Below are 23119 nucleotides of genomic sequence, written 5' to 3'. Positions count from 1 at the left end.
CGAACGACTGCGAAGGACGAGCGCCGACTCTCCACGAGGCATGGGGGATCCCTCCTGGACCCCCAAGCCTCATTCCGGTCGCATCACCTCGGAGAACTCATGAAGAAGTCATGGCTCGCGGCGCTCGTCCTTGTGGCCGGCGCCGCGCATGCGCAGAACACGGCGTCCTCGTTGCGTGTGATCCTCGTCGGCGATTCGACGATGGCCACGAAGAGCGGCTATGGCGACGCGCTTTGCGCACGCTTCAAACCCGAGGTCACCTGCCTCAATGTCGCCAAGGGCGGGCGCAGCACGAAGAGCTTCCGCGCCGAAGGCCTCTGGGGTCAGGTCTTGACGCTGCTGCGTGATCGACCGCCGGGTCAGGCCGACGTGGTGCTGATGCAGTTCGGCCACAACGACCAGCCCGGCAAGCCGGGCCGCTCCACGGACCTGCAGACCGAATTCCCCGTGAACCTGGCCGGCTACATCGCCGACGTCGCGCCGACCGGCGCGCGTCTGGTGATGCTCACGCCGCTCACGCGCCGGAGCTTCGATGCGCAGGGCAGGCTCGAGAACAACCTGCGCCCCTGGGCCGACGCGACGATCCGCGTCAGCACCGAGCATCAGGTCCCGTTGATCGACTTGAACGCGATCAGCCACGCGGCGGTGCAGACGATGGGCGAGACCGAGGCCGACACGCTCGCGATGGCGCCGAAGCCGATCGATGCGCCTGCGCAGGCCGCCTCCTCGCCCGAGCGCGCGGGCGCCGCGAATCCCGTCTTCGACCGCACGCACCTGGGCGCCAAGGGCGCGCAGGTGTTCTCGGCGATGGTCGCCGAGCAATTGGTCGTCGTGATGCCGGAGCTCAAGCGCTGGATGCGCTGAGCGCGACGTTCCAGACCTCCAACGCAGACTTCAGCGCGACTCGGCGCGGAGTCGGCCCGGACCCGGCGCGCATTCAGAGCAGATCTGCCATCGCCTCGGCGGGAATGATCGCGCCGGGGTGACCGATCACGCGCGCCGCCACCCGGTTCCCATGCGCCGCCGCGCTCACGGCATCGTGCCCCGACAGCCGACGCGCCAGATAGCCGCCCGCGAAGGAGTCACCGGCCGCCGTCGTGTCGACGACGCGCTCGACCCATTGCGTCGGCGCTTCGAGCCACACGCCCCGTCCCTCCCCCTCTCCCGCTTGCGGGAGAGGGCTGGGGTGAGGGCCAGCGACCTGCGCAGGCCGCCCTTGCGCGTCGGCAGCACGAACGAGCGTCGATGAAGCGCCGCGCTTGATCAGCACTTCGGGTGTCGACAAGGCCTTCGCATGAGCAATGGCCGCGTCGAGGTCCGGCAGGTCCATCAGCGCCTGATGATCGTCCGCGGTCACGAGCGCGATCGTGGCGAGCGAGAAGGCCCGCTCGAACTCGACACGCGCCGCATGCCGGTCCGCCCACAGGCGAGGCCGGTAGTTGTTGTCGAAGACGACATGAGCGCCGCGCTCGCGCATCGCGGCCATCAATGCATAGAGACGTTCCCGCCCCGCCGGCGGCAGGATCGCGAGCGTGATGCCGCTGAGGTAGAGCGCGTCGAAGTCTTCCGCGTGCGCCTCCAGCGGCGTGCGTTCGACCTCGAAGTACGCCTTCGCCGCGGCGGTGTCGCGCCAGTAGTGGAAGCTGCGCTCGCCGCGGCCGTCGACCTCGATCATGTAGAGCCCCGGCATGCGGCCCGCAAGGCGCCGCACCAGGCGCGTGTCGATGCCCTGCTCGCGCCAGCGATCGAGCAGGCCGGCGCTGAGACCGTCGTCGCCGAGGGCCGTCGCATACGCCACCTCCAGGCCAGCCGTCGCGCCGCAGCGGCGCAGATAGACGGCGGTGTTGAACGTGTCCCCGCCGTAGCCCAGCGTCATCGCGCCGAAGGCTTCGCCCTTGAGCTCCAGCATGCATTCGCCGATCACGGCCACGCGCTTGGTCATCGGAATCCTCTTCGTTTCTTGTTTTTGAAACGATGTTTTGGATTCTGATGGTCGTGGGCGGATAACGCCACGGGGGTGACCCCAAGTTCCCTGCGCTCAGCGACACAAGACAGCGATTCAAACGCGTCTCTGCGCCCGCCGGGACAGGGCTTTGTCAGCCTCGCGGGTACCGGGAACCCACGGCTCCTATCCCACGGAGCCACGAGGGCAACAACGGGAACACCTCGTTGACCGGTCGCCACAGCGGTGCGTCCTCTTTCGGGCGATAGCGGATCCGATCCGCCTCCCCTTCGCGGGCGCCGATCGATCCCCAACGCAAGACATCCAGATCGGGTTCTGATTGTGGGTTCTTGCTCGAAGGCATCTTGATTCCCACCCGCTTGGCTGCATAGTTGCCGACGGCCAGGACATGCATCTGCGCTTCACTCACGAAGGCAACCGCGACTTCGGAGCGTGCATAGAGATAGTTCTCTGCGGCAGCGTGATCCAGGTCGAGTGAATTTGCAGGTTTTCCTCCCGATGGCTTGGCGTCCCGCCACTCCTTCAACTCTTCCCAGGCGGCCCGAATGTGATCGGCTGCCCAACGATCATCAACACCGCCGTGCTTCTTCAGATAGTCGTCGATGATCCGCCGCACATTGACATCGTTGACTGGCATAACTCGCCTCCGGGAAAAGCAGATCGTCATATCTTGGAATCTTCCGGAACGATCGCGCATCCTCAGTCTTGTGGAGATCCCGGTTGCTGAACCAGACCGACCGGAGCAATGAATGGGGTGACCGGTCGGGATCGAATCGACGGCCTCCGGGGTCACAACCCGGCGCGCTGACCGACTGCGCTACGGCCACCCTTGAACTGGACTCGACGCCCGGATTCGAACCGGGGACGGCTTGCGCCAACGGATTTGCAATCCGTCGCCTTGAACCTCTTGGCTACGTCGAGATGAACGTTCTAGAAATCCTCTCTCGGCTGTGTCCGCACGCGAGCCCGGCCGCTTGCACGGTGCGTCTCGCTGCATGGCGACGCGGCCGCGTCGGCACACATGCACGTCGAGCCGGCCCGCCGCTTGTGCACGGACACACCCGAGAGAAGAAGAATGAAAAGGAAAACAAGAAACGGAAAACAGGAAGGCCCGGATCCTTGCGGAGTCCGGGCCTCTTTCGAGTCCTGCGAATCGCGGCGCGCTTGTCGGCTAAGCCTTGCGCACTGAGTGATCCGCCCCGTCATCCGCACCAGCCATCCAGCGAGGATGGCTTTCGGTTGCATGGCAATGACAGAGGCAGTGATGCGCGCTCACCAGGGACGCAGCCACACCGCCGACAGGCAGTGCGTTGGTCTGGAGGGCGGTGGCGCGGTTCATGATCGGTTCGTTGACTTCGGGGTTCTGGAATGAAGTGGATTGTGAACACCGTTCACATCGTCGTCACCTAGAATTTGTGAATACCTTTCACATCACCTCGTGACCACGCCCACTTCGACCATCCGACGCCAGAACGTCCTGTCGCTCTTCCAGGAGTTCGTCGAGCAGAGCATCGCCACGGGCGGATCGCCGAAGGGGCTCGAAGCCGCGTTCGCCGAGAAGCTCGAAGTGAGCCGCGCCACCTGGAGCATGGCCAAGTCGGGCGAACGCCCGATCGGCGACAAGCTCGCGCGCCAGTTCGAGGACCGCTGCGGCCATCCTTCGGGATGGCTCGACGAGGAGCGCGTCCCCAAGGGCATGAGCCAGGCCGAACAGCAGTTCATCGCGTTGGCGCTGAAGACCTATCGGGAGACCAACAGCGACGGGCGAAAGAAGCTGCGTCAGCTGCTGAAGACCTGGTCGGTTTAGCGCAAGCTGACAATGGACGCCCGTGCAAGTGAGTTCACACGCCCCATGTTCGATCTCGACGAAAGCGATTTCCGCCAAGCTGTCCACGACCTCGCCGGACTCTGGGGACACATTGCGTTTCCCATCATCGTTCCCAAGCATCAGCCTGGTGCTGCCGAATCTATCGGCACCGGATTTGTCGCCGAGGTCAAGGGACAGATCGTGCTGGTGTCGTCGCTGCATGTGATGCACCAGCTGCAGGCGTCCAAGGCGCATATCGCGGTGATTCGCGGCAAGAGTCTCCACCTGAGCGGCCTCAGCGCAAGGCAGAGCCGCGTTCAGGACGTCGCCGTCATCATGACGCCGCCGGACTGGCAAGCCGCCCATCTGCCGGAACGGGTTAATGTCGCCCAGGTCGGGCTGCGCCGGCCCGACATGTTGTCCACCGGTGTCTTTCTGTGCATGGGATATCCGGTCACGAAAAACACGCTTCAGGCATTCCATGGAAAGACGCAACGGCACTTGCATTGCCTGTCGTTGCGGGAGGCACCGCCAGGACGCGTGGTCACGACGATTCCGAATGCGCTGGTGCTCGACTACGATCCCAAGAAGACGCTGACGACCGACGGACAGCCGGCGGGCAGCCCCGTAAGACTCCATGGAATGAGCGGCGGGCCTTGCTTTGAGGTTCTTCTCGGGCAAGAAGTCGATGGTCGACCGCGCTTGTCGCTGTCCATTGTCGGCGTCATCAACGAGTGGCATCCAAAGAATGGACGCGCCATCGTCGTCTCGAGGTTGTCCGAGGTGATGCCCGGAGCCTACGAGGACACGCCTGTCACCGAGATCGCGTGACGGGCTATCGCTCCAATCCCTCGGTCAACGCCGCACGACCCCGCTGAATTGACAGCAACCCTCACCTCGCCTTGAACCACCGTCCCAACGCCGCCCGCTCCTCATCGGTGATGCCGGTCGCGTTGTTCAGCGGCATGGTCTTCTGGACCACGACCTGCTGGTAGATTTCAGCGGCGTGCTGCTCGATCATCTGCGGCTCGTGGAACTGGATGCGCTTGGGTGCCAGCGCCGCGTTGTGACACGCAAGGCACCGCGCGTTGACGATGGTCTTCACCTGCTCGAAGGACACGACGGTCGAACCGGCCACCGCCGGCGTGGTCGCGTCAGTGCCAGGTGTTGCCGGCGACGTCGCCGCCGGCGGCGCCATCGTGACGGGCACCGTGGCCGGCTGCGGCGCCAGCCAGGCGATCAGCACCGCGAGCAGCATGACCACCGCCACCAGCAGCGGCCAGGCGTCGACGCCCTTGTGGCGCTTCACGAACCAGGTGCGCACCAGAGCGCCGGTCAGCATCAGCATCACCAGTACCAGCCAGTTGTGCGCGTGGCTGTAGAGCATGCCGTAGTGGTTGGACAGCATCGCGATCAGCACCGGCAGCGTGAAGTACGTGTTGTGCACGCTGCGCTGCTTGCCGCGCTGGCCGTGGACCGGGTCCACCGGCCGTCCCGCCCGCATGTCGGCGATGACCTGCTTCTGGCCGGGGATGATCCAGAAGAAGACGTTCGCGCTCATCATCGTGGCGATCATGGCGCCGGTGATGAGGAAGGCCGCGCGACCCGCGAAGAGCTGGCATGCGCCCCAGGCGGCAGCGACGACGGCCACCGCGATCAGCCCGAGCACCACGCCGTCGTTGCCGATCGAGCCGTCGGCCTTGCGGCCGAAGCGTCGGCAGATCTGGTCGTAGACGAGCCAGCCGCCCGCCAGGAAGCCAAGCGCTCCGGCGATCGCCGCAGGCGGACTCCAGTCGAAGACGCGCTTGTCGATGAGGTAGGTATCGGCGTTGAGGAGGTACAGCAGCGCGAAGAGCGCGAAGCCGCTCATCCACGTCCAGTAGCTCTCCCAGTAGAACCAGTGCAGGTGCTGCGGCAGATTGGCCGGCGCGACCATGTACTTCTGCGGGTTGTAGAAACCGCCGCCATGCACCGCCCACAGTTCGCCGTCCACGCCTTTGGACTTGAGATCCTCGGCCTGGGGCTTCATCAGGTGGTTGTCCAGCCAGACGAAATAGAACGAGGCGCCTATCCAGGCGATGGCCACGATCACGTGCAGCCAGCGCAGCAGCAGATTGGCCCAGTCAAGCAGGTAGCTGTCCATCAACGAACGTCGAGCAAGATCCGGGCCACCACTGCGGGCGCTGTGAACCGGCAAGCGTCGCGCTGAAGATCGGGGCGCCGCGGCGACGTTGAGGGGGAAGTGTATACAGTTTGGCGTGCGGACCGCGGAGGCCGCGGACCGTCACCTCCGCCCTCTCCCGCAAGCGGGAAAGGGAGTCTCACCGGGGCTCTTCGGGTTGTTGCATCGCTTGCGCAACCACCGACAACGCCACCATCTCCGGTTGCTTGCCCGGGATGTTGGGAATGCCGATCGGACACGTGACGTGCGCCAGCTCGGCGGCCGTGAAGCCGCGCGCTTCCAGCCGGTGACGGAAGGTCGCCCACTTGCTCTTGCTGCCGATCAGGCCGATGTACGGGAGATCCTGCGACTCGCGCTGCCGCTTCAGGCAACTGGCGAGGATGTCGAGATCCTCCGCGTGGCTGAAGCTCATGATCAGCACATGCGAACCCGCCGCCAGCGTCGGCACCGCGCCCTGCACCGGCTCGGACTGTTCAGCGCGGACGTTGTCCGGCAGCGGCTCCGGGAACACGCCCTCGCGGCTGTCGATCCAGTGCACCGTCGCCGGCAGCTTCGCCAGCAGGTCGACGATCGCCCGGCCCACGTGACCGCCGCCGAACAGCGCGATGCGCCGCCACTCGCGCTGATCGCCCAGGCGATCGGCCAGTCCGGCGATCGACTGCGCATCCAGCCATTCGAAGGCCAGCCAGACGACACCGCCGCAGCATTGCCCCAGCGAGGGTCCGAGCGCGAAGCGCTGGCGCAGCTCCATTACCCGTCCCGACGCCAGCGCGGCCCGCGCCTTGGCGATCGCGTCGAATTCGAGCTGTCCGCCGCCGATCGTGTTCAAGACGTCGGAGGCGGTCACGGCCATCCATGCGCCCACCTCCCGCGGCCCGCTGCCCTGCAACTCGTCGACGCGCACCAGCACCGCCGGCTCGCGCGCGAGTCTCAGGGCCAGTGTCTGCCAGGACCGCATGCGAGGACCTCAGCTGCCTCGGTAGGTCGAGTACGACCAGGGGCTCGCCAGCAGCGGCACGTGGTAGTGCGCGCCGGGGTCGGCAATGCCGAAGTCCAGCGGCACCTCGTCCAGGAAAGCCGGCTCCGGCAGCGTCACGAGGCGGCTGCGGAAGTACTCGGCCACCGCGAAGACCAGCCGGTAGCGCCCGACCTGCAGCGCCGCGCCGTCGAGCAGCGGCCCGTCCGCGCGGCCGTCGGCGTTCAGCGTCAGCGCCTGCAGCAGGCGCGGCTCGCCGGACTCGATCCGGTACAGCCGGACGGCCATGCCCGCGGCCGGGCTGCCGTGCATCGTGTCGAGGACGTGAGTCGTGAGCTTGCCCATCGGCGCCTTCGTTGAAAAGGGGAATGAAAGTACAAAGTGTATACACTTGCGAACACCATGAACGCCCGGGACATCGATGCCAGCGCTTCCGTCACCGGACGCATCACCGCCGCCATCACGCAGGCGATCGTCGAGCGGCGGCTGATGCCGGGCACCAAGCTGGTGGAGCAGCAGCTGGCGGACATCTTCGACTGCTCGCGCACGCTGGTTCGGCAGGCGCTGAACCAGCTCAGTCGCGATCGGCTCGTGCGGCTGGAACCGGCGCGCGGCGCCTTCGTCGCGCAGCCCAGCGTCGAGGAAGCGCGCCAGGTCTTCGAGGTGCGCAAGATGCTCGAGGCCGCGATGCTGGCCGACCTCTGCCAGCGCATCACCCCCGCGCAGATCAAGCAGCTGCGCGCCCATCTGAAGCAGGAACGCGAGGCCGTCGCCCGCACCGACGTCCCCGGCCGCACGCGGCTGCTGGCGGATTTCCACGTCGTGCTCGCCCGCATGCAAGGCAACGAGGTGCTGGCGCAGCTGCTCACCGACCTGCTCTCACGCAGCTCGCTGATTGCGCTGATGTACCAGAGCTCCCATTCCGCCGCCGAGTCGCAGGCCGAGCACGACGCCATCGTCGATGCGCTGGAGGCCCGCGACAAGCGCGCGGCGCTGAAGCTGCTCGATGCCCACCTCGGCAACGTCGAGGCCAACCTGCGGCTCGATCCGCGTGTGCAGGACCTGAAGTCGGTCCTTCAACGCTGATCGCGCCGCCCTCCTCCGACTCCTCCGACCTCCACCCAACCCGTCGCATGACACTCGCCCCATGAAGCCCGTTGTCTCTCCCGGTTATCCCCGCGACCTCATCGGCTACGGCGAGCATCCGCCGCACGCGCAGTGGCCGGGCCAGGCGCGCATCGCCGTGCAGTTCGTCCTCAATTACGAGGAAGGCGGCGAGAACTCCGTGCTGCACGGCGACGCCGGCAGCGAGCAGTTCCTGTCCGAGATGTTCAACCCGCCGGCCTTCCCCGCGCGCCACCTGAGCATGGAAGGCATCTACGAATACGGCTCGCGTGCCGGCGTGTGGCGGCTGCTGCGCGAGTTCGAGAAACGCGCGCTGCCGCTGACGGTCTTCGGCGTGTCGATGGCGTTGGAGCGGCATCCGGAGCTGACGAAGGCCTTCGTCGAGCTGAACCACGAGATCGCGTGCCACGGCTGGCGATGGATCCATTACCAGGGCGTCGATGAATCCATCGAGCGCCAGCACATGGACATCGGCATGGACATCATCCAGCAGCTGACCGGCGAGCGGCCGTCGGGCTGGTACACCGGCCGCGACAGCCCCCACACGCGCCGGCTGGTGGCCGACTTCGGCGGCTTCGAGTACGACAGCGACTACTACGGCGACGACCTGCCGTTCTGGCTGAACGTCCGCAAGACCGACGGCGCGCTGACACCGCATCTGGTCGTGCCCTACACGCTGGACTGCAATGACATGCGCTTCGCGCTGCCGCAGGGCTTCAGCCATGGCGATGAGTTCTTCGAGTACCTGCGCGACACCTTCGACGTGCTCTACGCCGAGGGCGCCGAGTCGCCCAAGATGATGAGCATCGGCATGCATTGCCGGCTGCTCGGCCGACCGGGCCGGATGCGCGCGCTGCAGCGTTTCCTCGATCACGTCGAGAAGCACGACCGTGTCTGGGTCGCCCGCCGCGTCGACATCGCCCGCCACTGGCGCGCCACGCATCCGTTCGATGCGGACCAGGCCTTCGTGTGGGGCTGAATCGCTGAGCATCCGATGAGCACCTCTTCGCCAACACTTCCGCCCTCGCCGTCCCTGTCCCTCGCCGCGCTGGACGCGGCCGGTGAGGACGCCTTCGTCGCGCTGCTGGACGGCGTCTACGAGCACTCGCCGTGGATCGCGCGACGCGCCTTCGCCCGGCGTCCCGCGGGCGGCTTCCCGAGCCTCGCGGCGCTGAAGCATGCGATGGCGACCGTCGTGCGCGAGGCCGCGCTCGACGAGCAGCTCGGCCTGATCCGCGCGCATCCGGAACTCGCCGGCAAGGCGATGGTGGCGCAGGCCCTGACCGCCGAGTCCACGAACGAGCAGAGCCGTGCCGGCCTCACGAACTGTTCGCCGGAGGAGTTCGCGCGCCTGCAGCAACTGAACGCGGACTACAACGCGCGCTTCGGCTGGCCCTTCATCCTCGCCGTGCGCGGCCCACGCGGCGATGGCCTGACGCGACAGCAGATCATCGAGACCTTCGCGCGGCGCCTGAACGCGCACCCGGACATCGAGCGCGCCGAGTGCCTGCGCAACATCCATCGCATCGCGGAAATCCGGCTCAACGACAAGTTCGGCGTGGCGCCGACCCTGGGCAACCAGGTCTGGGACTGGGCGGAGTCGCTGGCGCGGTTCTCCGATCCCGGCTTCGCGGAGAACGGCCAGCTCACCGTCCTGTACCTGACCGACGCCCATCGCGCCGCGGCGGCGCAACTCGCCGACTGGATGCGCGAGTGCGGTTTCGACGAGGTCGGCATCGACGCGGTCGGCAACGTCGTCGGCGTCTATCACGGCGAACACCACGGCCAGGTCGACGAGCCTCCGCGGCTGCTCACCGGCAGCCATTACGACACCGTACGCAACGGCGGCAAGTACGACGGTCGGCTCGGCATCCTCGTGCCGATGGCCTGCGTGCGCGAGCTCAAGCGCCAAGGGCGACGACTCAGGCACAGCATCGAGGTCATCGGCTTCTCCGAAGAGGAAGGCCAGCGCTACAAGGCGACCTTCCTCGGCTCCAGCGCGCTGGTCGGCCGCTTCGATCCTGCGTGGCTGGATCAGGCCGATGCCGACGGCGTCGTGCTGCGCGACCTGATGCGCGACGCCGGCCTGCCCGGCACGATGGCGGCGATCCAGGCCTTGAAGCGGGATCCGGCGCGCTACCTCGGTTTCATCGAGGTGCACATCGAACAGGGGCCTGTGCTCAACGAGCTCGACCTGCCGCTGGGCATCGTCACCTCGATCAACGGCAGCATCCGCTACGTCGGCGAAGTGCGCGGGCTCGCCTCGCACGCGGGCACGACGCCGATGGACCGCCGCCGCGATGCCGCCGCCGCGGTCGCGGAGTTGATCCTCCACGTCGAGGAACGCGCGGGCGCGGTGCCCGAGGTCGTCGGCACCGTCGGGCAACTGCAGGTGCCCAACGGGTCCATCAACGTGATCCCGGGCCGCTGCCGATTCAGCCTCGACCTGCGCGCGACGACCGATGCGGCGCGCGATGCGCTCGACGCCGACGTGCGCGCCCGTCTCGCCGAGATCTGCGAGCGCCGCGGCGTCAGCTTCACGCTGGAACGCACCGAGGCCGCCGCCGCCGCGCCGAGCGATGCGGCGTGGCAGGCGCGCTGGGAGGCAGCCGTCGACACGCTCGGTCTGCCGGTGCACCGCATGCCCTCGGGCGCCGGCCACGACGCGATGAAGCTCCATCAGGCGATGCCGCAGGCCATGCTGTTCCAGCGCGGACTGAACCTCGGCATCAGCCACAACCCGCTCGAAGCGATCAGCAACGACGACACCGAACTCTGCGTGCAGGCCTTCCTCGCGCTGCTCGACCGGCTGTGAACGCCGCCCGATCTCCTGGAACAGACCTCCCATGACCGCTTCCGCACCCACCTCCTCCCAGATCGCCTACGACACGCTCGACGCGTGGATCGACGCCCACTTCGACGAACAGGTCCGCTACCTGCAGGCGCTGGTGCGCGTGCCCACCGACACGCCGCCCGGCAACAACGCGCCGCATGCCGAGCGCACGGCCGAGCTGCTCGCCGAGATGGGCTACGTCGCCGAGAAGCACCCGGTGCCCCAGGCGCAGGTGCGCGAGTACGGGCTGGAATCGCTGACCAACCTGATCGTCCGCCGCCGCTTCGGCGCCGAAGGCGGCGGCCCGGTGATCGCCCTGAACGCGCACGGCGACGTGGTGCCGCCCGGGGATGGCTGGACGCACGACCCGTACGGCGGCGAAGTGGTCGACGGCCAGCTCTTCGGGCGCGCGTCGGCCGTCAGCAAGAGTGACTTCTCGACCTACACCTTCGCGCTGCGCGCGGTGGAAGCGTTGGCCGCGCAAGGCGCAGCACTCAAGGGCGGCGTCGAACTGCACTTCACCTACGACGAGGAATTCGGCGGCGAGCTCGGCCCCGGCTGGCTGCTGCAACAGGGGCTGACGAAGCCCGATCTGCTGCTTGCTGCCGGCTTCAGCTACCAGGTGGTCACTGCGCACAACGGCTGCCTGCAGATGGAGGTCACGGTTCACGGCAAGATGGCGCATGCCGCGATCCCGGACACCGGCATCGATGCGCTGCAGGGCGCGGTCGTGATCCTGAACGCGCTCTACGCGCGCAACGTCGCGTACCGCGAGGTCACGTCGAAGGTCGAGGGCATCCAGCATCCTTACCTGAACGTGGGCCGCATCGAGGGCGGCACGAACACCAATGTCGTGCCGGGCAAGGTCACGTTGAAGCTGGATCGCCGGATGATTCCGGAAGAGGATCCGGTCGTCGTCGAGGCGGAGATCCGGGACACCATCGCGAAGGCCGCGGCCTCGTTCCCTGGCATCACGCTCGACGTGAAGCGCCTGCTGCTGGCGCGCGCGCTCAAGCCGCTGCCTGGCAATCAACCGCTGGTCGACGCATTGCAGCGTCATGGCGAGGCGGTCTTCGACGAGCCGATCCCGACCTCGGGCACGCCGCTGTACACCGATGTGCGTCTCTACGGCGAGCACGGCATCCCTGCGGCGATTTATGGTGCGGGTCCTCGCACCGTGCTGGAGTCGCATGCCAAGCGTTCGGACGAGCGAGTCGACTTGGACGACCTGCGCCGCGCGACGAAGGTTGTCGCGCGCACCCTCTTCGATCTGTTGAGTCCGACCTGAGTCCGCGACTCGTCGAACGCGAAGCGGGCATGGCCGGGGCCGGCGGCGAAGCCGAGCGTTCAAGACTGACTTGAGCGCCGTCTGTTTGAGTGCAGTGAGCCGCAGGTGAACGGAACGAGTTGGCGCGCCAAGCGAGGCGTGAGCCGCCGGCCCCGGCCATGCCTGCTTCGCGCGCTCCCCCTAGAATGCCCTGCGTGATGCACCCGCATTCCCCCCCTGTCTTCGCCCGCTGGATGACCGTTTTGGTCTTCTGGCTAGCGGCGCTGCTGCCTGCGGCGTCGATGGGTGCGCAGGCGTTGAACGGGGATTTGGCGCCTTGGACGCAGATCTGCCGCTCCAGCGTCGTCGGCCCTCGCGCTGCCGAGTTGCGCGCGGGGTTGGCGGACAGCGGCGTCGACGACCAGGACCATGCGTTGTTCCAGCACTGCGCGTTCTGCCATCTGCACCAGGACGTGCTGCCGCTGCCGCCGGTGCCGGGGGTGCTGCCGCTGCGCACCGAGCTGCGCCACGGCCTGCCGGAGCGCTTCTACAGCGCCGCGGTCACCGCGCACGCCTGGCGCAGCGCGCCGGCCCGTGCGCCTCCTCTGACGGTCTGAAGTTTGCCGCGCCGGCTTGCGCCGGTGCTCCTTCATTCCGTTGGAGTTTCTTTCCATGCACAGCATTTCCCGTGCGCGCCGGCTGAGAGCCGGTGCGCTGACGGTGCTGGCGTCCGCTTCCGCTGCCGCGTCCACGATCGTGTACGCCGCGGAGGACGCCGACGTCCGCGCTCTTTCCCTGGGCATCGTCCGTGTCGACGGTGCCGCGCCGACCTCGCTCCCGAGCCGCATTCCCACGACGATGGAGGGCGTCACCGGCGAGGCCATCGCCCGCGACATCAATGCCACCGATGCCGAGGACGCGCTCGAGTATCTGCCCAGCCTGCTGGTGCGCAAGCGCTACATCGGCGACTACAACCATGCCGTGCTGTCGACGCGCGCGTCGGGCACCGGCAACAGCGCGCGCTCGCTGGTTTATGCGGACGGCACCCTGCTGTCCAACCTGCTGGGCAACGGCGCGACCTTCGCCCCGCGGTGGGGCCTCGTGTCGCCGGAGGAGATCGCCCGCGTCGACGTGATGTACGGGCCGTTCTCGGCGGCGTATTCGGGCAATGCGGTCGGTGCCGTCGTCGACTACCAGACGCGCATGCCGACGCGTTTCGAGGCGCACGCGCGGGTGGGCTACAGCCATCAGCCCAACGACCTCTACGGACACAAGCGCGACTACGACGCGAAGCAGGCGAGCGCGTCGATCGGCAGTGCGGACGGCGCGTTCTCGTGGTGGCTGCACGCCGGCCGCACCGACAGCGAGGGCCAGCCGCAGACCTTCGCGAACAGGACCCTGAGCTCGGCCGCGCCGGCGTCCGGCGCGGTGCCGGTCTCGGGCGCGGTGGCAGGGCTCAACCGCGCCAACCAGCCGTGGCTGCTGCTGGGCAGCGGCACGCAATACGACACGGTGCAGGACCAGGCAAAGCTGAAGCTCGCCTACGACATCGATCCCGGCCTGCGGGCGATGTATGTCTTCGGGCTGTGGAGCAACAACTCCGACGGCCGCTCGCAGAGCTTCCTGACGGACGCGAACGGGCGGACGATCGATCACCGTTCCGGCGGCGGCATCACCCAGCCGGTCAGCATCGACGGCAAGGGCTATTCGCTGAGCGCGAGCGACTTCCCGCAGACGCGCGACGAGCTCGAGCACCGCATGCATGCGATCTCGCTGAAGCGCCGCGTGCGCGACGGGCTCGGCTGGGAGGTCTCGGGCAGCCTGTACGACTACCTCGCCGACCGCTCGCGCGCCTACGCGCCGACGAGCGCATCCCCCGACGCCGGGCGGCTCACCGACCAGGCGGGCACCGGGTGGAACACGCTGTCGGGGAAGCTCACCTGGACGCCCGACGGCAGCGATCACACGATCGATGCGGGCGTGTCGCAGGAGCGCTATCGGCTGCGCACGCGGGTCTCCGCGTTGGCGGATTGGCGAGATGGCGATGCCGGCGCGCTGATCTCGCGCTTCGAGGGTGACACGCGCGTGCGGGCCGTCTTCGCGCAGGACGCCTGGGCCTTCGCGCCCGACTGGACCGCGGTGCTGGGCCTGCGCGGCGAGCACTGGCAGTCGTTCGATGGCGTGACCCAGTCGACGACGAACTTGCAGAACCACCCGTCACGCGCGCAGACCGCGTGGTCGCCGAAGGCGGCGCTGTCGTACGGACTGAGCGATCAGTGGGTGATCAAGGCCAGCACCGGCCGCGCGGTGCGCTTCCCGACGGTCAGCGAGCTGTTCCAGGGCGGCTTCAACGCCGCGGGACAGTTCATCAACAACGATCCCAACCTGAAGGCCGAGCGCAGCTGGACCAGCGAGCTCAGCGCCGAATGGACCGGCAAGGATCGCGACGCGCTGCGGGTCACGCTCTTCCACGAGGACAGCCGCGATGCGCTGTATTCGCAGCTGAACGTCGCGACCAATGCGAACACGGTGCAGAACATCGACCGCATCCGGACGCGGGGCGTCGAGCTCAGCGGAACGGCGGGACTGCCTCGGCGCGTGAGCCTGACGGGCAGCGTGACCTTCGCCGATTCGATCATCCTGGCCAACGCCGGTTATGCGACGGTGCCCGGCGACACGATCGGCAAGTGGCAGCCGCGCGTGCCGCGCTGGCGCGCCACGATGCTCGCGCAGTGGCAGGCACGCGACGACCTGAGCCTGAGCCTCGGCGCGCGCTACAGCGGCAAGCAGTTCAGCACGCTGGACAACAGCGATGTGAACGGCTTCGCCTACATGGCGGCGAGCAAGTACTTCACCGTCGACGTGCGGGCCCAGTGGCGACTCGACAGGCAGTGGACGCTCGCGGCCGGCGTCGACAACCTCAACAACTACCAGTACTGGAACTTCCATCCGTATCCGGGGCGGACGTTCCAGGTGGAGGCGAGGTGGGACTACTAACCTGATCGCGGGGGCGGCCACAGCCGAGCCACGTGCACCACGTGCACGATCCAGATGACCGCCCCAACGCGTCGGTAGTAGATGCGGTAGTTGCGCTGGAACGTGAACTCCAACATCCCCGTCGCATCCGATCGCGTCCCGATGCCAGGCATCGCCGCGAGAGTGCCGAACGTCTTTCGGAACAACCTGCCGTACCGCTCTGCGGCTGGCGGGTTGTCCGCACGGATTCGATTGAGGATGACAGCCAGGTCTTGGATCGCTGGGGGCAAAAGCTTGAAGCTCAAGGCTCTTGCGGTGAACCCTTGTCCACCGTCCCATAGTTGTCGTCCAGGAACTTGTCGAGTTCCTCCTCGGAGATCAGTTCGCCACGAATGCCTTGGAGCAGGCTCGCCTCCACGGCTCGATACGCGACGGTACGCGGATTGGTGGGGTCCGCAAACTCCGGAGAGTTCCGGAACAGCATCTCGCGGATCATCTGGTCGACCAGATCGTCCAACTTGAAGTGGACCTCCGCGGCGAACGCTTCCAACTGCTGCTTGAGCTCCGGATCGATACGGACGGTCAAGGTATTGGGGTTGGTGTCGGTCATAGGCGGACTGAAGTCGATGCGCTTTAGGACAGCGTTCATTCTGCACCTGCACTTTCCAATGAAGAGGGATGCGGGATTCTGAGAACGATCCGGCACCGCGGCATTCGAGCCAAAGGCCAAAACAACCAGGACAAGTCAGTCGTCCGCGAAAGACGATCACTTTGAGCCACGGTCGCCGCGATGGATTCGATGAAGTTCGTCCACCCCGTACTTCCCCGCCCTGACCAAAGGCACCCCACGGACAGCGGGGCACAATTCCCGCCCACCGCCCCGAACGGCCACGAGCCACGCGGGGCGGCTTCCCGACTCCAGGAGCACATCGCATGCATTCCCGTCTTTCGTTGACCGCCGCGCTGGTGGTCGGGCTCGGCGCCGCGACGGCCGCCACCGCGCAAACCGCCTCGGCCCCCGCCACGACCTCCGCCAATGCGTCGGCCGCCTCGCAGGGCCTGACCTACCCGGTCACCCGCAAGGTCGACCAGACCGACAACTACCACGGCACCACCGTCGCCGATCCCTACCGCTGGCTCGAGGACGACAACAGCGCCGACACCAAGGCCTGGGTCCAGGCCGAGAACGCGGTCACCGACAAGTTCCTCGCCGCGATGCCGCAGCGCCTGCCCGCGCGCAAGCTCTACACCGACCTCTACAACTTCGAGAAGTTCGGCGTCCCCTACAAGGAAGGCGGCCGCTACTTCTGGACCCGCAACAACGGCCTGCAGCAGCAGGCGGTGCTCTACACCGCACGCAGCCTGAAGGACACGCCGCAGGTCGCGCTCGACCCCAACACGCTGTCCAAGGACGGCACCGTGGCCCTGACCGGCAGCGTCGTGTCCAAGGACGGCCGCCTGCTGGCCTACGGCACCGCCGGCGCCGGCTCCGACTGGCAGACCTGGAAGGTCCGCGACCTCGACGCCGGCAAGGACCTGGACGACACCATCGAGTGGGTCAAGTTCTCCGGCGCGTCCTGGACGCCGGACGGCAAGGGCTTCTTCTATTCGCGCTACGACGCGCCCAAGGAAGGCGCGGCCCTGACCGGCGCCAACTACTTCCAGAAGGTCTACTACCACCGCCTGGGCACGCCGCAGTCCGCCGACACGCTGGTCGTGGAGAACCCGGCCGAGAAGGAATGGGGCTTCAACGTCGACGTCACCGACGACGGCCGCCTGGGGCTGATCAACGTGTGGAAGGGCTCCGCCCGCAAGAACGGCCTGATGCTGCTGCCGCTGGACGGCAAGGGCGGCTACGCCGGCGCCAAGCCGGTGCCGCTGACCGTCAGCTTCGACGCCGAGTACGCGCCCGTCGTGCTGGACGGCCAGCGCCTGATCGTCAAGACCGACAAGGACGCGCCGCGCGGCCGCCTGATCGCGATCGACCTGGACAAGGACTGGACGGCCAAGGATCCGAAGACCTGGACCACGCTGGTGCCCGAGACCAAGGACGCGCTGAACGCCGCCAACGGCGTCGGCGGCCAGCTGGTGCTGAGCTACCTGCAGGACGCCGCCACGCTGGTGCGCGTGCACGCCCCCAGCGGCAAGCATGTGCGCGACATCCAGCTGCCCGGCGTCGGCACCGCCGCCGGCTTCGGCGGCAAGTGGAACGACCCGGAGACCTTCTTCAGCTACACCAGCCTGACCACGCCCGGCGAGATCTGGCGCCTGGACGCGAAGACCGGCAAGGCCGAGCTGTTCAAGCGCGCGCAGACCGCGTTCGACGCGAGCGAATTCGAGAGCAAGCGCGTCTTCGTCACCAGCAAGGACGGCACCAGGCTGCCGATCTTCATCGCCCACCGCAAGGGCCTGAAGCTGGACGGCAGCAACCCGACGCTGCTCTACGGCTACGGCGGCTTCAACGTGCCGATGACGCCGGGCTACGGCGTCACCGCCGCGACCTGGATGAAGATGGGCGGCGTCTACGTGCTGGCCGTGCTGCGCGGCGGCGGCGAGTACGGCGCCGCCTGGCACGAAGCCGGCACCAAGGCCAAGAAGCAGAACGTCTTCGACGACTTCATCGCCGCCGGCGAGTACCTGGTGTCCAGCAAGTACACGCAGCCCGCGAAGCTCGCCATCAACGGCGGCTCCAACGGCGGCCTGCTGGTGGGGGCGGTCGTGAACCAGCGTCCGGACCTGTTCGGCGCCGCCGTGCCGCAGGTCGGCGTGATGGACATGCTGCGCTTCCACAAGTTCACCATCGGCTGGGCGTGGACCTCGGATTACGGCAGCTCGGAGAACGCCGCCGACTTCCAGTGGCTGAAGGCCTATTCGCCGCTGCACACGATCAAGAGCGGCGCGCGTTATCCGGCCATCCTGGTGACCACCGGCGACCATGACGACCGCGTCGTCCCGGCCCACAGCTTCAAGTACACCGCGACGCTGCAGGCCGCCGACACCGGCCCCGCGCCCAAGCTGATCCGCATCGAGACGCAGGCCGGCCACGGCGCCGGCAAGCCGACCTCCAAGATCATCGAGGAGCGCGCGGACATCCTGGCCTTCATCGCGAACACGTTCGGGATGGACGTCAAGTGATGCGCGTGATGCACGTGATGAGCGACCTGCGCGAGATGCCCGACAGGGCGACGCGCTGACCCGTCGGTGCGCTTGCGCGCACCGGACCGGATCATCTTCAGGCCCGGCCCGTCTCGTACGCGCCGGGCTTGTCGTTGGTGGACCCGACTTTGATCGAACCGAGGGGTCTCGGACGACAACTGATCCTTCCAACCACCGCCTCCGACGTCGCCATGCCTTCCAGGTGCCCTGGCGCCCGCCGATTCCCTGAAGGCCCGGAAATGGACGAAAAAACCGGCCACTTGTTTGGCCGGATTTGCGCCCTGTTCTTTCCGTCTCGGCTTTTCCGGCCGCGGCGATGATGCGAAGCATGACGACACGCCGCACGCCCGCCTCCCCGCAGTCCACGCCCCCGCGTCCCTGCCCCGGAAAGCCAGCCCCGGCGCCGGTCCCGCCCCCGCGGACCTGAGTTCTCACGATCCACGCGCCCAGGCCGCGTCCCGTCGCGGGTCGCCTCATGGCCGGCGCGCAAGCGCTTCCCATTCGCCACGCCGCAGCGCCACGCCCTCAGCAGTCAGGGCGTTCAGGCGGCGTCACAGCGCCCTTGCCCGGCCTCTCCACGAGGGGCCGGGCTTTTTTTCGTCTCTTCGGCGTCGGGCAACCGGATGTCCTCGGTGAACCGGCGACGAACAGCGTCGACTGACACTCTTTCGTCACGCCGAGACTGCCATGTACTTGCCCCCCGTCGCCCCCCTTCTCCCCGCGTCCTTGCCCGACTCCGAAGTCGACTTGAACGCGGCCCGCCAATCGTTCCTGGCAGCGCTCAAAGCCGGCGACGCACCATCGCTCAGCGCCTCGCTGCAGGCGCTGCACGCATCGCCCGTCGAGCTCGCCCGACTCTTGAAAGAGCCGTCTGGTCACCATCGTCAGAGCGCACTGCGTGGGGCCATGGCGAACGGCCACGAAGCATCGGTGCAGTTGCTGCTCTCCGCCGCCGGCGTGCTCCGGAAGGACAAGGCGATCGGGGTCGAGGACGAACGCAAGTTGCTGACCGAGGCGATGAGCAACGAGGCGCTCGACCATCCGGACGTCTTCGCGCCCTGGCTGCAGGCGCTCAAGCTGGCCGTCGATGGCGGCCGCATGAACGCCAGGGAGGCCAAGCAGGCCCTGCTGCCGACCAGCTTGAGATATCACGCCGACATCCGGACATGGGCGGTGGATCCGGGGAAGGCCGATCGCCTGCGTCAGTGGGGCACGTTGATCTCGCAGGCGCAGGCCACCGGCCTGATCACCGCGAAGGAAGCTCGGACAGTGCTGCAGGGCCCCTACAACACGACGTTGAAGACCATGCTGGAGCGAAGCAACAAACCCGAGGCGCTGGCGGCCTACATGGATGCACAGGCCATCGTGGCGGCCAAGGGCTGACCCGGGTTCGCTCAGCGCTTCTCCAGCGCATACGCGCGTACATGGTCGCCGGGCTTCGTCCCTGTCGACCCGTGGCCGCCCGCGATGACCAGCACGTACTGCCGCCCGTCCGCGCCGAGGTAGGTCATCGGCGTGGCCTGACCGCCGGCGGGCAGGCGGCTTTCCCACAGCACGCGGCCGTCGTTGACGTCGTAGGCGCGGACATAGTCGTCCATGCTGCCTGACAGGAAGGCCACGCCGCCGGCCGTCATCATCGGTCCGCCCAGGCTCGGCACGCCGAGCTTGAACGGCACCGGCACCGGCGACAGATCGCGCACGGTCCCGTTGCGATGGCGCCAGACGACCTTGCCCTCGTTCAGGTCGACCCCGGCCACCGTGCCCCACGGCGGCGCCTGGCACGGGATGCCCAGCGGCGAGGTGAAGGGCTTCATCTTCGCGGCGAACGGCGCGCCGAAGTTCTCGTTGAGCGCCGGCAGCGCGCCCTTGGGCGGCCCGCCGTCCTGCACCAGCAGCGAGGTGTCGTCGCGCCGCGGCACCAGCGTCGAGGTGAAGCCCAGGATCGCGGGCGTCGTGAACGCGATGCCGCGCACCGGATCGACGGCGATGCTGCCCCAGTTGAAGACGCCGAAGTTGCCCGGGTTGATCAGCGAGCCCTGCTCCGACGGCGGCGTGAAGCGGCCCTCGTAGCGCAGCCTGTGGAAGGCGATGCGGCACCAGAGCTGGTCGAACATCGACACGCCCCACATGTCGCGCTCGCGCAGCGCCGGCGGGTTGAACGAGATCGCCGACACCGGCTGCGTCGGCGCGCTGAAGTCGCCCGCCGCCGCGCCCTGCGGCGCCGGCGTCTCGGTCACCGGGAACACCGGCTTGCCGTCGCGGCGGTCCAGCACGAAGAGCTCGCCCTGCTTGGTCGGCTGCACGAGCGCGGGCACGCGCCGCCCCTTCACCGTCAGGTCCACCAGCACCGGCTGCGCGGGCACGTCGTAGTCCCACAGGTCGTGATGCACGGTCTGGAAGACCCAGCGCACCTGCCCCGTCGCGAGGTCGAGCGCCACCACCGACGACGAGTGCCTCTCCACCGCCGCGGAGCGCTTGCCGCCCCACTGGTCGGGCGGCTGGTTGCCCATCGGCAGGTAGACCAGGCCGAGCGACTCGTCGACGCTGGCCACCGACCAGCTGTTGGGCGAGTTGGCCGTGTAGGTCTGCCCGGCCGTGATCGGCGCGGTGGCGTCGGGGTTGGCGGAATCCCAGTTCCAGACCAGCGCGCCGGTCTCGATGTCATAGGCGCGGATCACGCCGGACTGCTCCTTCGTCGACGCGTTGTCGAGCACCGTGCCGCCGACGATCACCAGCTTGCGGGTCACCACCACCGGCGAGGTCGAGTAGTAGGCGCCCGGCTTGGCGTTGGGCATGCCGGCCATCAGGCTGACCGCGCCCTGCTGCCCGAACGAGGGGCAGGTCTTGCCCGTCGCCGGATCCAGGGCGATCAGCCGCGCGTCGGCGGTGGGCATGAAGAGCTTGGCCGCGCAGGCGGCAGGCTGCGCCCCGGCCGCGGCCATCGTGTCCGCCGGCGGCTGGTAGGACAGGCCGCGGCAGGTCAGATGCTGCAGCGCCAGCTGTCCGCGCACCTGCGGATCGAAGCGCCACAGCTCGCGGCCCGTGGTCGCGTCGAGCGCCAGCACCGTCTGGTGGGGCGTGCAGAGGAAGAGCCGCTCGCCGACCTTCAGGGGCGTGACCTCGAAGGTGGTCTCCACGGGGTCGCCGGGCCGGCCGCGGACATCGCCGGTGCGGAAGTCCCAGGCCAGCTTGAGATCGCCGACATTGGCCGGCGTGATCTGCGCCAGCGGCGACCAGCGCTGGCCGAAGCCGGTGCGGCCGTAGGCGTGCCACTCCCCGTCGGGCACCGATGCCGCGCCGGAGGCCGGCACCCCGGGCGGACGCGCGGCGCCGTTGGCCGGCATCGTGCCTTCGACGGCATGAAGGTCGCGTGTCCACGACGTCAACGCGACGACAACGAAAATCCCGAGCACCGCTGCGAGCGCGAGCGCCGGCGGACTGCGCCAGGCGACGCGTCGGAGATCGTCGACGGGCAGATGACGGCGCATCGTCGGCACCAGCGCGAGCAGCACCGCGCCGATGAGGAAGGGCACGCCGATGCGCGCGCCCAGCGGCCACCAGTCCAGGCCCACTTCCCATAGGCTCCACACGAGCGTGGCGAGGAAGTAGAGCGCATAACCGAGCACCGCCTCGCGCAGCCGCCCCCACATCAACGCGCCGATGACGGCCCAGGCCAGTCCCGACAACGCGTAATACCAGCTGCCGCCGAGCGAGGCCAGCAGGCCGCCCGCGGCGAGCATGACGAAGCCGAGGATCAGCAGCGCGGCGCCGAGGACGCGGGCCAGCCAGGGGACGGGAGCGGGGGACGGTGCAAGGAGGTTGGACATCGAGTCGCCTGGAGCGCCGCAAGCACGGCCATGGCCCCGCATGGCAAGTTTCATTCCGGCAACTTCGCGAACCGTCCCGGGCGCTTGCACACCCAGGACTCATGACCTTTCCTTCTTCGTCTTCCTGGGCGCCCAGCGTCCAGACCTCTTACAGCTTCGAACCGGCGTTCTTCGACAGCAAGCACGCCGAGGAGAGCAGGCTGGACGGCGCCCGGGCCGATGGCCTCGATGCCGGACCCGCGCCGGCGTATGCCCCGCCCCCGCCGCCGAATTCGGAAATCAGCGAGTTCAAGCCGATGCTGAAGAGGCAGAACCGCGAGTTCCTCGAGAGTCCCGACGGCCATCGCGCACGGGAGGAATGGCAGACGGCGATCACGGCGGTCCTCGAGTTCACCGGGAAACATCGCCTGACGGCGGCCACGACGGAACTGTCGCATCTGCTCGCGTTCCGCAAGAAGCACGCGGGGCCGAAGCCCCAAGGGGAGATCGAGCTCTATCGACCCGAGTGCAAGCAGGCCCTGGAAGCGGTGGTCCGTCATCTCGGCAACGAAGACATCAGCCTGCAGCACCGCTGCCAGACGCTCCTGCGCATCGAGGGACTCAAAGAGTGTCCGCAGCGCCACGCCTCGGAGCTCAAACGGGCGGCGCTGCGGCTCGCGGGGCTGGCCGGCGGGCTCGGCGCCTCGGTCTGGTCCGCGTTCTCCGACGTGGCCCTCGTTCATCTGAGGGAGCTGCTGCGCGGCGAAGCCAGGCTCGCGCACCATGATCTTTCGACCCCCCACGCGCTGGACCCCTTCGCCGCCGCCTTGCGCCTGCCGGGCTTCTCGCTGGCGTCGGAGTTGACCGACACCTTCATCATCGACGTCCGCGCCCATGCGGACGAGATCAGGCGTTGCGCCGACGGCCTGGCGCAGCGCATGGACATGACGACGATCGCGGAGCATCTCGCCGACGACTGTCTGATGGAAGTCGGCCAGAAGCTGGAGGACGAACTGAAGGGGGGCCAC

20 protein-coding genes and 2 tRNA genes are annotated in these 23119 nt (G+C 67.9%); 11 read left to right on the top strand and 11 right to left on the bottom strand.

Going from position 1 to position 23119, the window contains the following annotated elements; genetic code table 11:
• Window positions 1-99: 99 nt before the first annotated feature.
• Complete coding sequence (locus tag ACFJIX_RS14215; RefSeq protein WP_377161084.1) at window positions 100-864, top strand: rhamnogalacturonan acetylesterase; 765 nt, start codon at window positions 100-102, stop codon at window positions 862-864.
• Between the two features lie 73 nt (window positions 865-937).
• Here the strand turns inward: ACFJIX_RS14215 and ACFJIX_RS14210 are convergent, their stop codons facing one another.
• The 4 genes from ACFJIX_RS14210 to ACFJIX_RS14195 all read right to left on the bottom strand — a co-directional run bounded on the left by ACFJIX_RS14210 (window position 938) and on the right by ACFJIX_RS14195 (window position 2884).
• Window positions 938-1942 carry a sugar kinase gene (locus tag ACFJIX_RS14210; protein WP_377161082.1) on the bottom strand — a complete coding sequence of 335 codons (1005 nt, stop codon included), beginning with the start codon at window positions 1940-1942 and terminating at the stop codon, window positions 938-940.
• A gap of 154 nt (window positions 1943-2096) precedes the next feature.
• Window positions 2097-2600, bottom strand: a complete 504-nt coding sequence (locus tag ACFJIX_RS14205) for a hypothetical protein (protein ID WP_377161080.1) — start codon at window positions 2598-2600, stop codon at window positions 2097-2099.
• Between the two features lie 113 nt (window positions 2601-2713).
• Window positions 2714-2790: transfer RNA gene (locus ACFJIX_RS14200), tRNA-His, on the bottom strand.
• 8 nt (window positions 2791-2798) lie between these two features.
• Window positions 2799-2884: transfer RNA gene (locus ACFJIX_RS14195), tRNA-Cys, on the bottom strand.
• Window positions 2885-3401: 517 nt separating this feature from the next.
• Here ACFJIX_RS14195 and ACFJIX_RS14190 point away from each other — a divergent pair.
• Window positions 3402-3770 (top strand): hypothetical protein, encoded by a 369-nt coding sequence (locus ACFJIX_RS14190; protein ID WP_377161078.1) that lies wholly within the window; start codon window positions 3402-3404, stop codon window positions 3768-3770.
• Window positions 3771-3815: 45 nt separating this feature from the next.
• The gene (locus ACFJIX_RS14185; protein WP_377161076.1) at window positions 3816-4601 is read left to right on the top strand and encodes a hypothetical protein; all 786 of its coding nucleotides are present in this window, start codon (window positions 3816-3818) and stop codon (window positions 4599-4601) included.
• Between the two features lie 61 nt (window positions 4602-4662).
• Here ACFJIX_RS14185 and ACFJIX_RS14180 read toward each other — a convergent pair whose 3' ends face one another.
• The 3 genes from ACFJIX_RS14180 to uraH all read right to left on the bottom strand — a co-directional run bounded on the left by ACFJIX_RS14180 (window position 4663) and on the right by uraH (window position 7273).
• A complete protein-coding gene (locus ACFJIX_RS14180; protein ID WP_377161074.1) occupies window positions 4663-5913 on the bottom strand; it encodes a urate hydroxylase PuuD in 1251 nt (416 codons plus the stop codon).
• A 178-nt stretch (window positions 5914-6091) separates the two neighbouring features.
• On the bottom strand, window positions 6092-6910 hold the full coding sequence (xdhC, locus tag ACFJIX_RS14175; protein ID WP_377161072.1) for a xanthine dehydrogenase accessory protein XdhC: 819 nt from the start codon (window positions 6908-6910) through the stop codon (window positions 6092-6094).
• A 9-nt stretch (window positions 6911-6919) separates the two neighbouring features.
• Window positions 6920-7273 (bottom strand): hydroxyisourate hydrolase, encoded by a 354-nt coding sequence (gene uraH, locus ACFJIX_RS14170; RefSeq protein ID WP_377161070.1) that lies wholly within the window; start codon window positions 7271-7273, stop codon window positions 6920-6922.
• A gap of 57 nt (window positions 7274-7330) precedes the next feature.
• On the opposite strand from uraH, the gene ACFJIX_RS14165 reads away from it, so the two are divergent.
• The 6 genes from ACFJIX_RS14165 (at window position 7331) to ACFJIX_RS14140 (ending at window position 15150) form a co-directional block, all read left to right on the top strand.
• On the top strand, window positions 7331-8014 hold the full coding sequence (locus tag ACFJIX_RS14165) for a GntR family transcriptional regulator (protein ID WP_067276517.1): 684 nt from the start codon (window positions 7331-7333) through the stop codon (window positions 8012-8014).
• Between the two features lie 61 nt (window positions 8015-8075).
• Window positions 8076-9032: an allantoinase PuuE gene (gene puuE / locus ACFJIX_RS14160; RefSeq protein WP_377161067.1), complete on the top strand. Its 957-nt coding sequence runs from the start codon at window positions 8076-8078 to the stop codon at window positions 9030-9032.
• Between the two features lie 15 nt (window positions 9033-9047).
• Window positions 9048-10868 (top strand): 2-oxo-4-hydroxy-4-carboxy-5-ureidoimidazoline decarboxylase, encoded by a 1821-nt coding sequence (gene uraD, locus ACFJIX_RS14155; RefSeq protein WP_377161065.1) that lies wholly within the window; start codon window positions 9048-9050, stop codon window positions 10866-10868.
• Window positions 10869-10899: 31 nt separating this feature from the next.
• Entirely contained in the window at window positions 10900-12174 is a 1275-nt protein-coding gene (locus ACFJIX_RS14150; protein ID WP_377161063.1) for a M20 family metallopeptidase, read from the top strand.
• A gap of 233 nt (window positions 12175-12407) precedes the next feature.
• Complete coding sequence (locus ACFJIX_RS14145) at window positions 12408-12770, top strand: DUF2946 domain-containing protein (RefSeq protein WP_377161061.1); 363 nt, start codon at window positions 12408-12410, stop codon at window positions 12768-12770.
• 55 nt (window positions 12771-12825) lie between these two features.
• Window positions 12826-15150 carry a TonB-dependent receptor gene (locus ACFJIX_RS14140; protein ID WP_377161059.1) on the top strand — a complete coding sequence of 775 codons (2325 nt, stop codon included), beginning with the start codon at window positions 12826-12828 and terminating at the stop codon, window positions 15148-15150.
• Here ACFJIX_RS14140 and ACFJIX_RS14135 read toward each other — a convergent pair.
• Both ACFJIX_RS14135 and ACFJIX_RS14130 read right to left on the bottom strand, forming a co-directional pair.
• On the bottom strand, window positions 15147-15419 hold the full coding sequence (locus ACFJIX_RS14135; protein WP_377161778.1) for a type II toxin-antitoxin system RelE/ParE family toxin: 273 nt from the start codon (window positions 15417-15419) through the stop codon (window positions 15147-15149). The two genes, ACFJIX_RS14140 and ACFJIX_RS14135, sit on opposite strands and share 4 nt — an antisense overlap.
• A gap of 11 nt (window positions 15420-15430) precedes the next feature.
• Window positions 15431-15739: a hypothetical protein gene (locus ACFJIX_RS14130; RefSeq protein ID WP_377161057.1), complete on the bottom strand. Its 309-nt coding sequence runs from the start codon at window positions 15737-15739 to the stop codon at window positions 15431-15433.
• Window positions 15740-16062: 323 nt separating this feature from the next.
• Between ACFJIX_RS14130 and ACFJIX_RS14125 the strand changes: the two genes are divergently transcribed.
• Entirely contained in the window at window positions 16063-18264 is a 2202-nt protein-coding gene (locus ACFJIX_RS14125; protein ID WP_377161055.1) for a prolyl oligopeptidase family protein, read from the top strand.
• A 927-nt stretch (window positions 18265-19191) separates the two neighbouring features.
• Complete coding sequence (locus tag ACFJIX_RS14120; RefSeq protein ID WP_377161053.1) at window positions 19192-19668, top strand: hypothetical protein; 477 nt, start codon at window positions 19192-19194, stop codon at window positions 19666-19668.
• An 11-nt stretch (window positions 19669-19679) separates the two neighbouring features.
• Here the strand turns inward: ACFJIX_RS14120 and ACFJIX_RS14115 are convergent, their stop codons facing one another.
• Window positions 19680-22112, bottom strand: a complete 2433-nt coding sequence (locus ACFJIX_RS14115) for a membrane-bound PQQ-dependent dehydrogenase, glucose/quinate/shikimate family (RefSeq protein WP_377161051.1) — start codon at window positions 22110-22112, stop codon at window positions 19680-19682.
• A 50-nt stretch (window positions 22113-22162) separates the two neighbouring features.
• Window positions 22163-23119: a hypothetical protein gene (locus tag ACFJIX_RS14110; RefSeq protein ID WP_377161049.1), complete on the bottom strand. Its 957-nt coding sequence runs from the start codon at window positions 23117-23119 to the stop codon at window positions 22163-22165.

It is taken from the genome of Roseateles sp. UC29_93, from assembly GCF_042695725.1.
GTDB lineage: Bacteria > Pseudomonadota > Gammaproteobacteria > Burkholderiales > Burkholderiaceae_C > Roseateles > Roseateles noduli_A.
The sequence above is the reverse complement of the archived record's forward strand: the minus strand, read 5'-3'. Positions and strand labels throughout refer to the sequence as shown.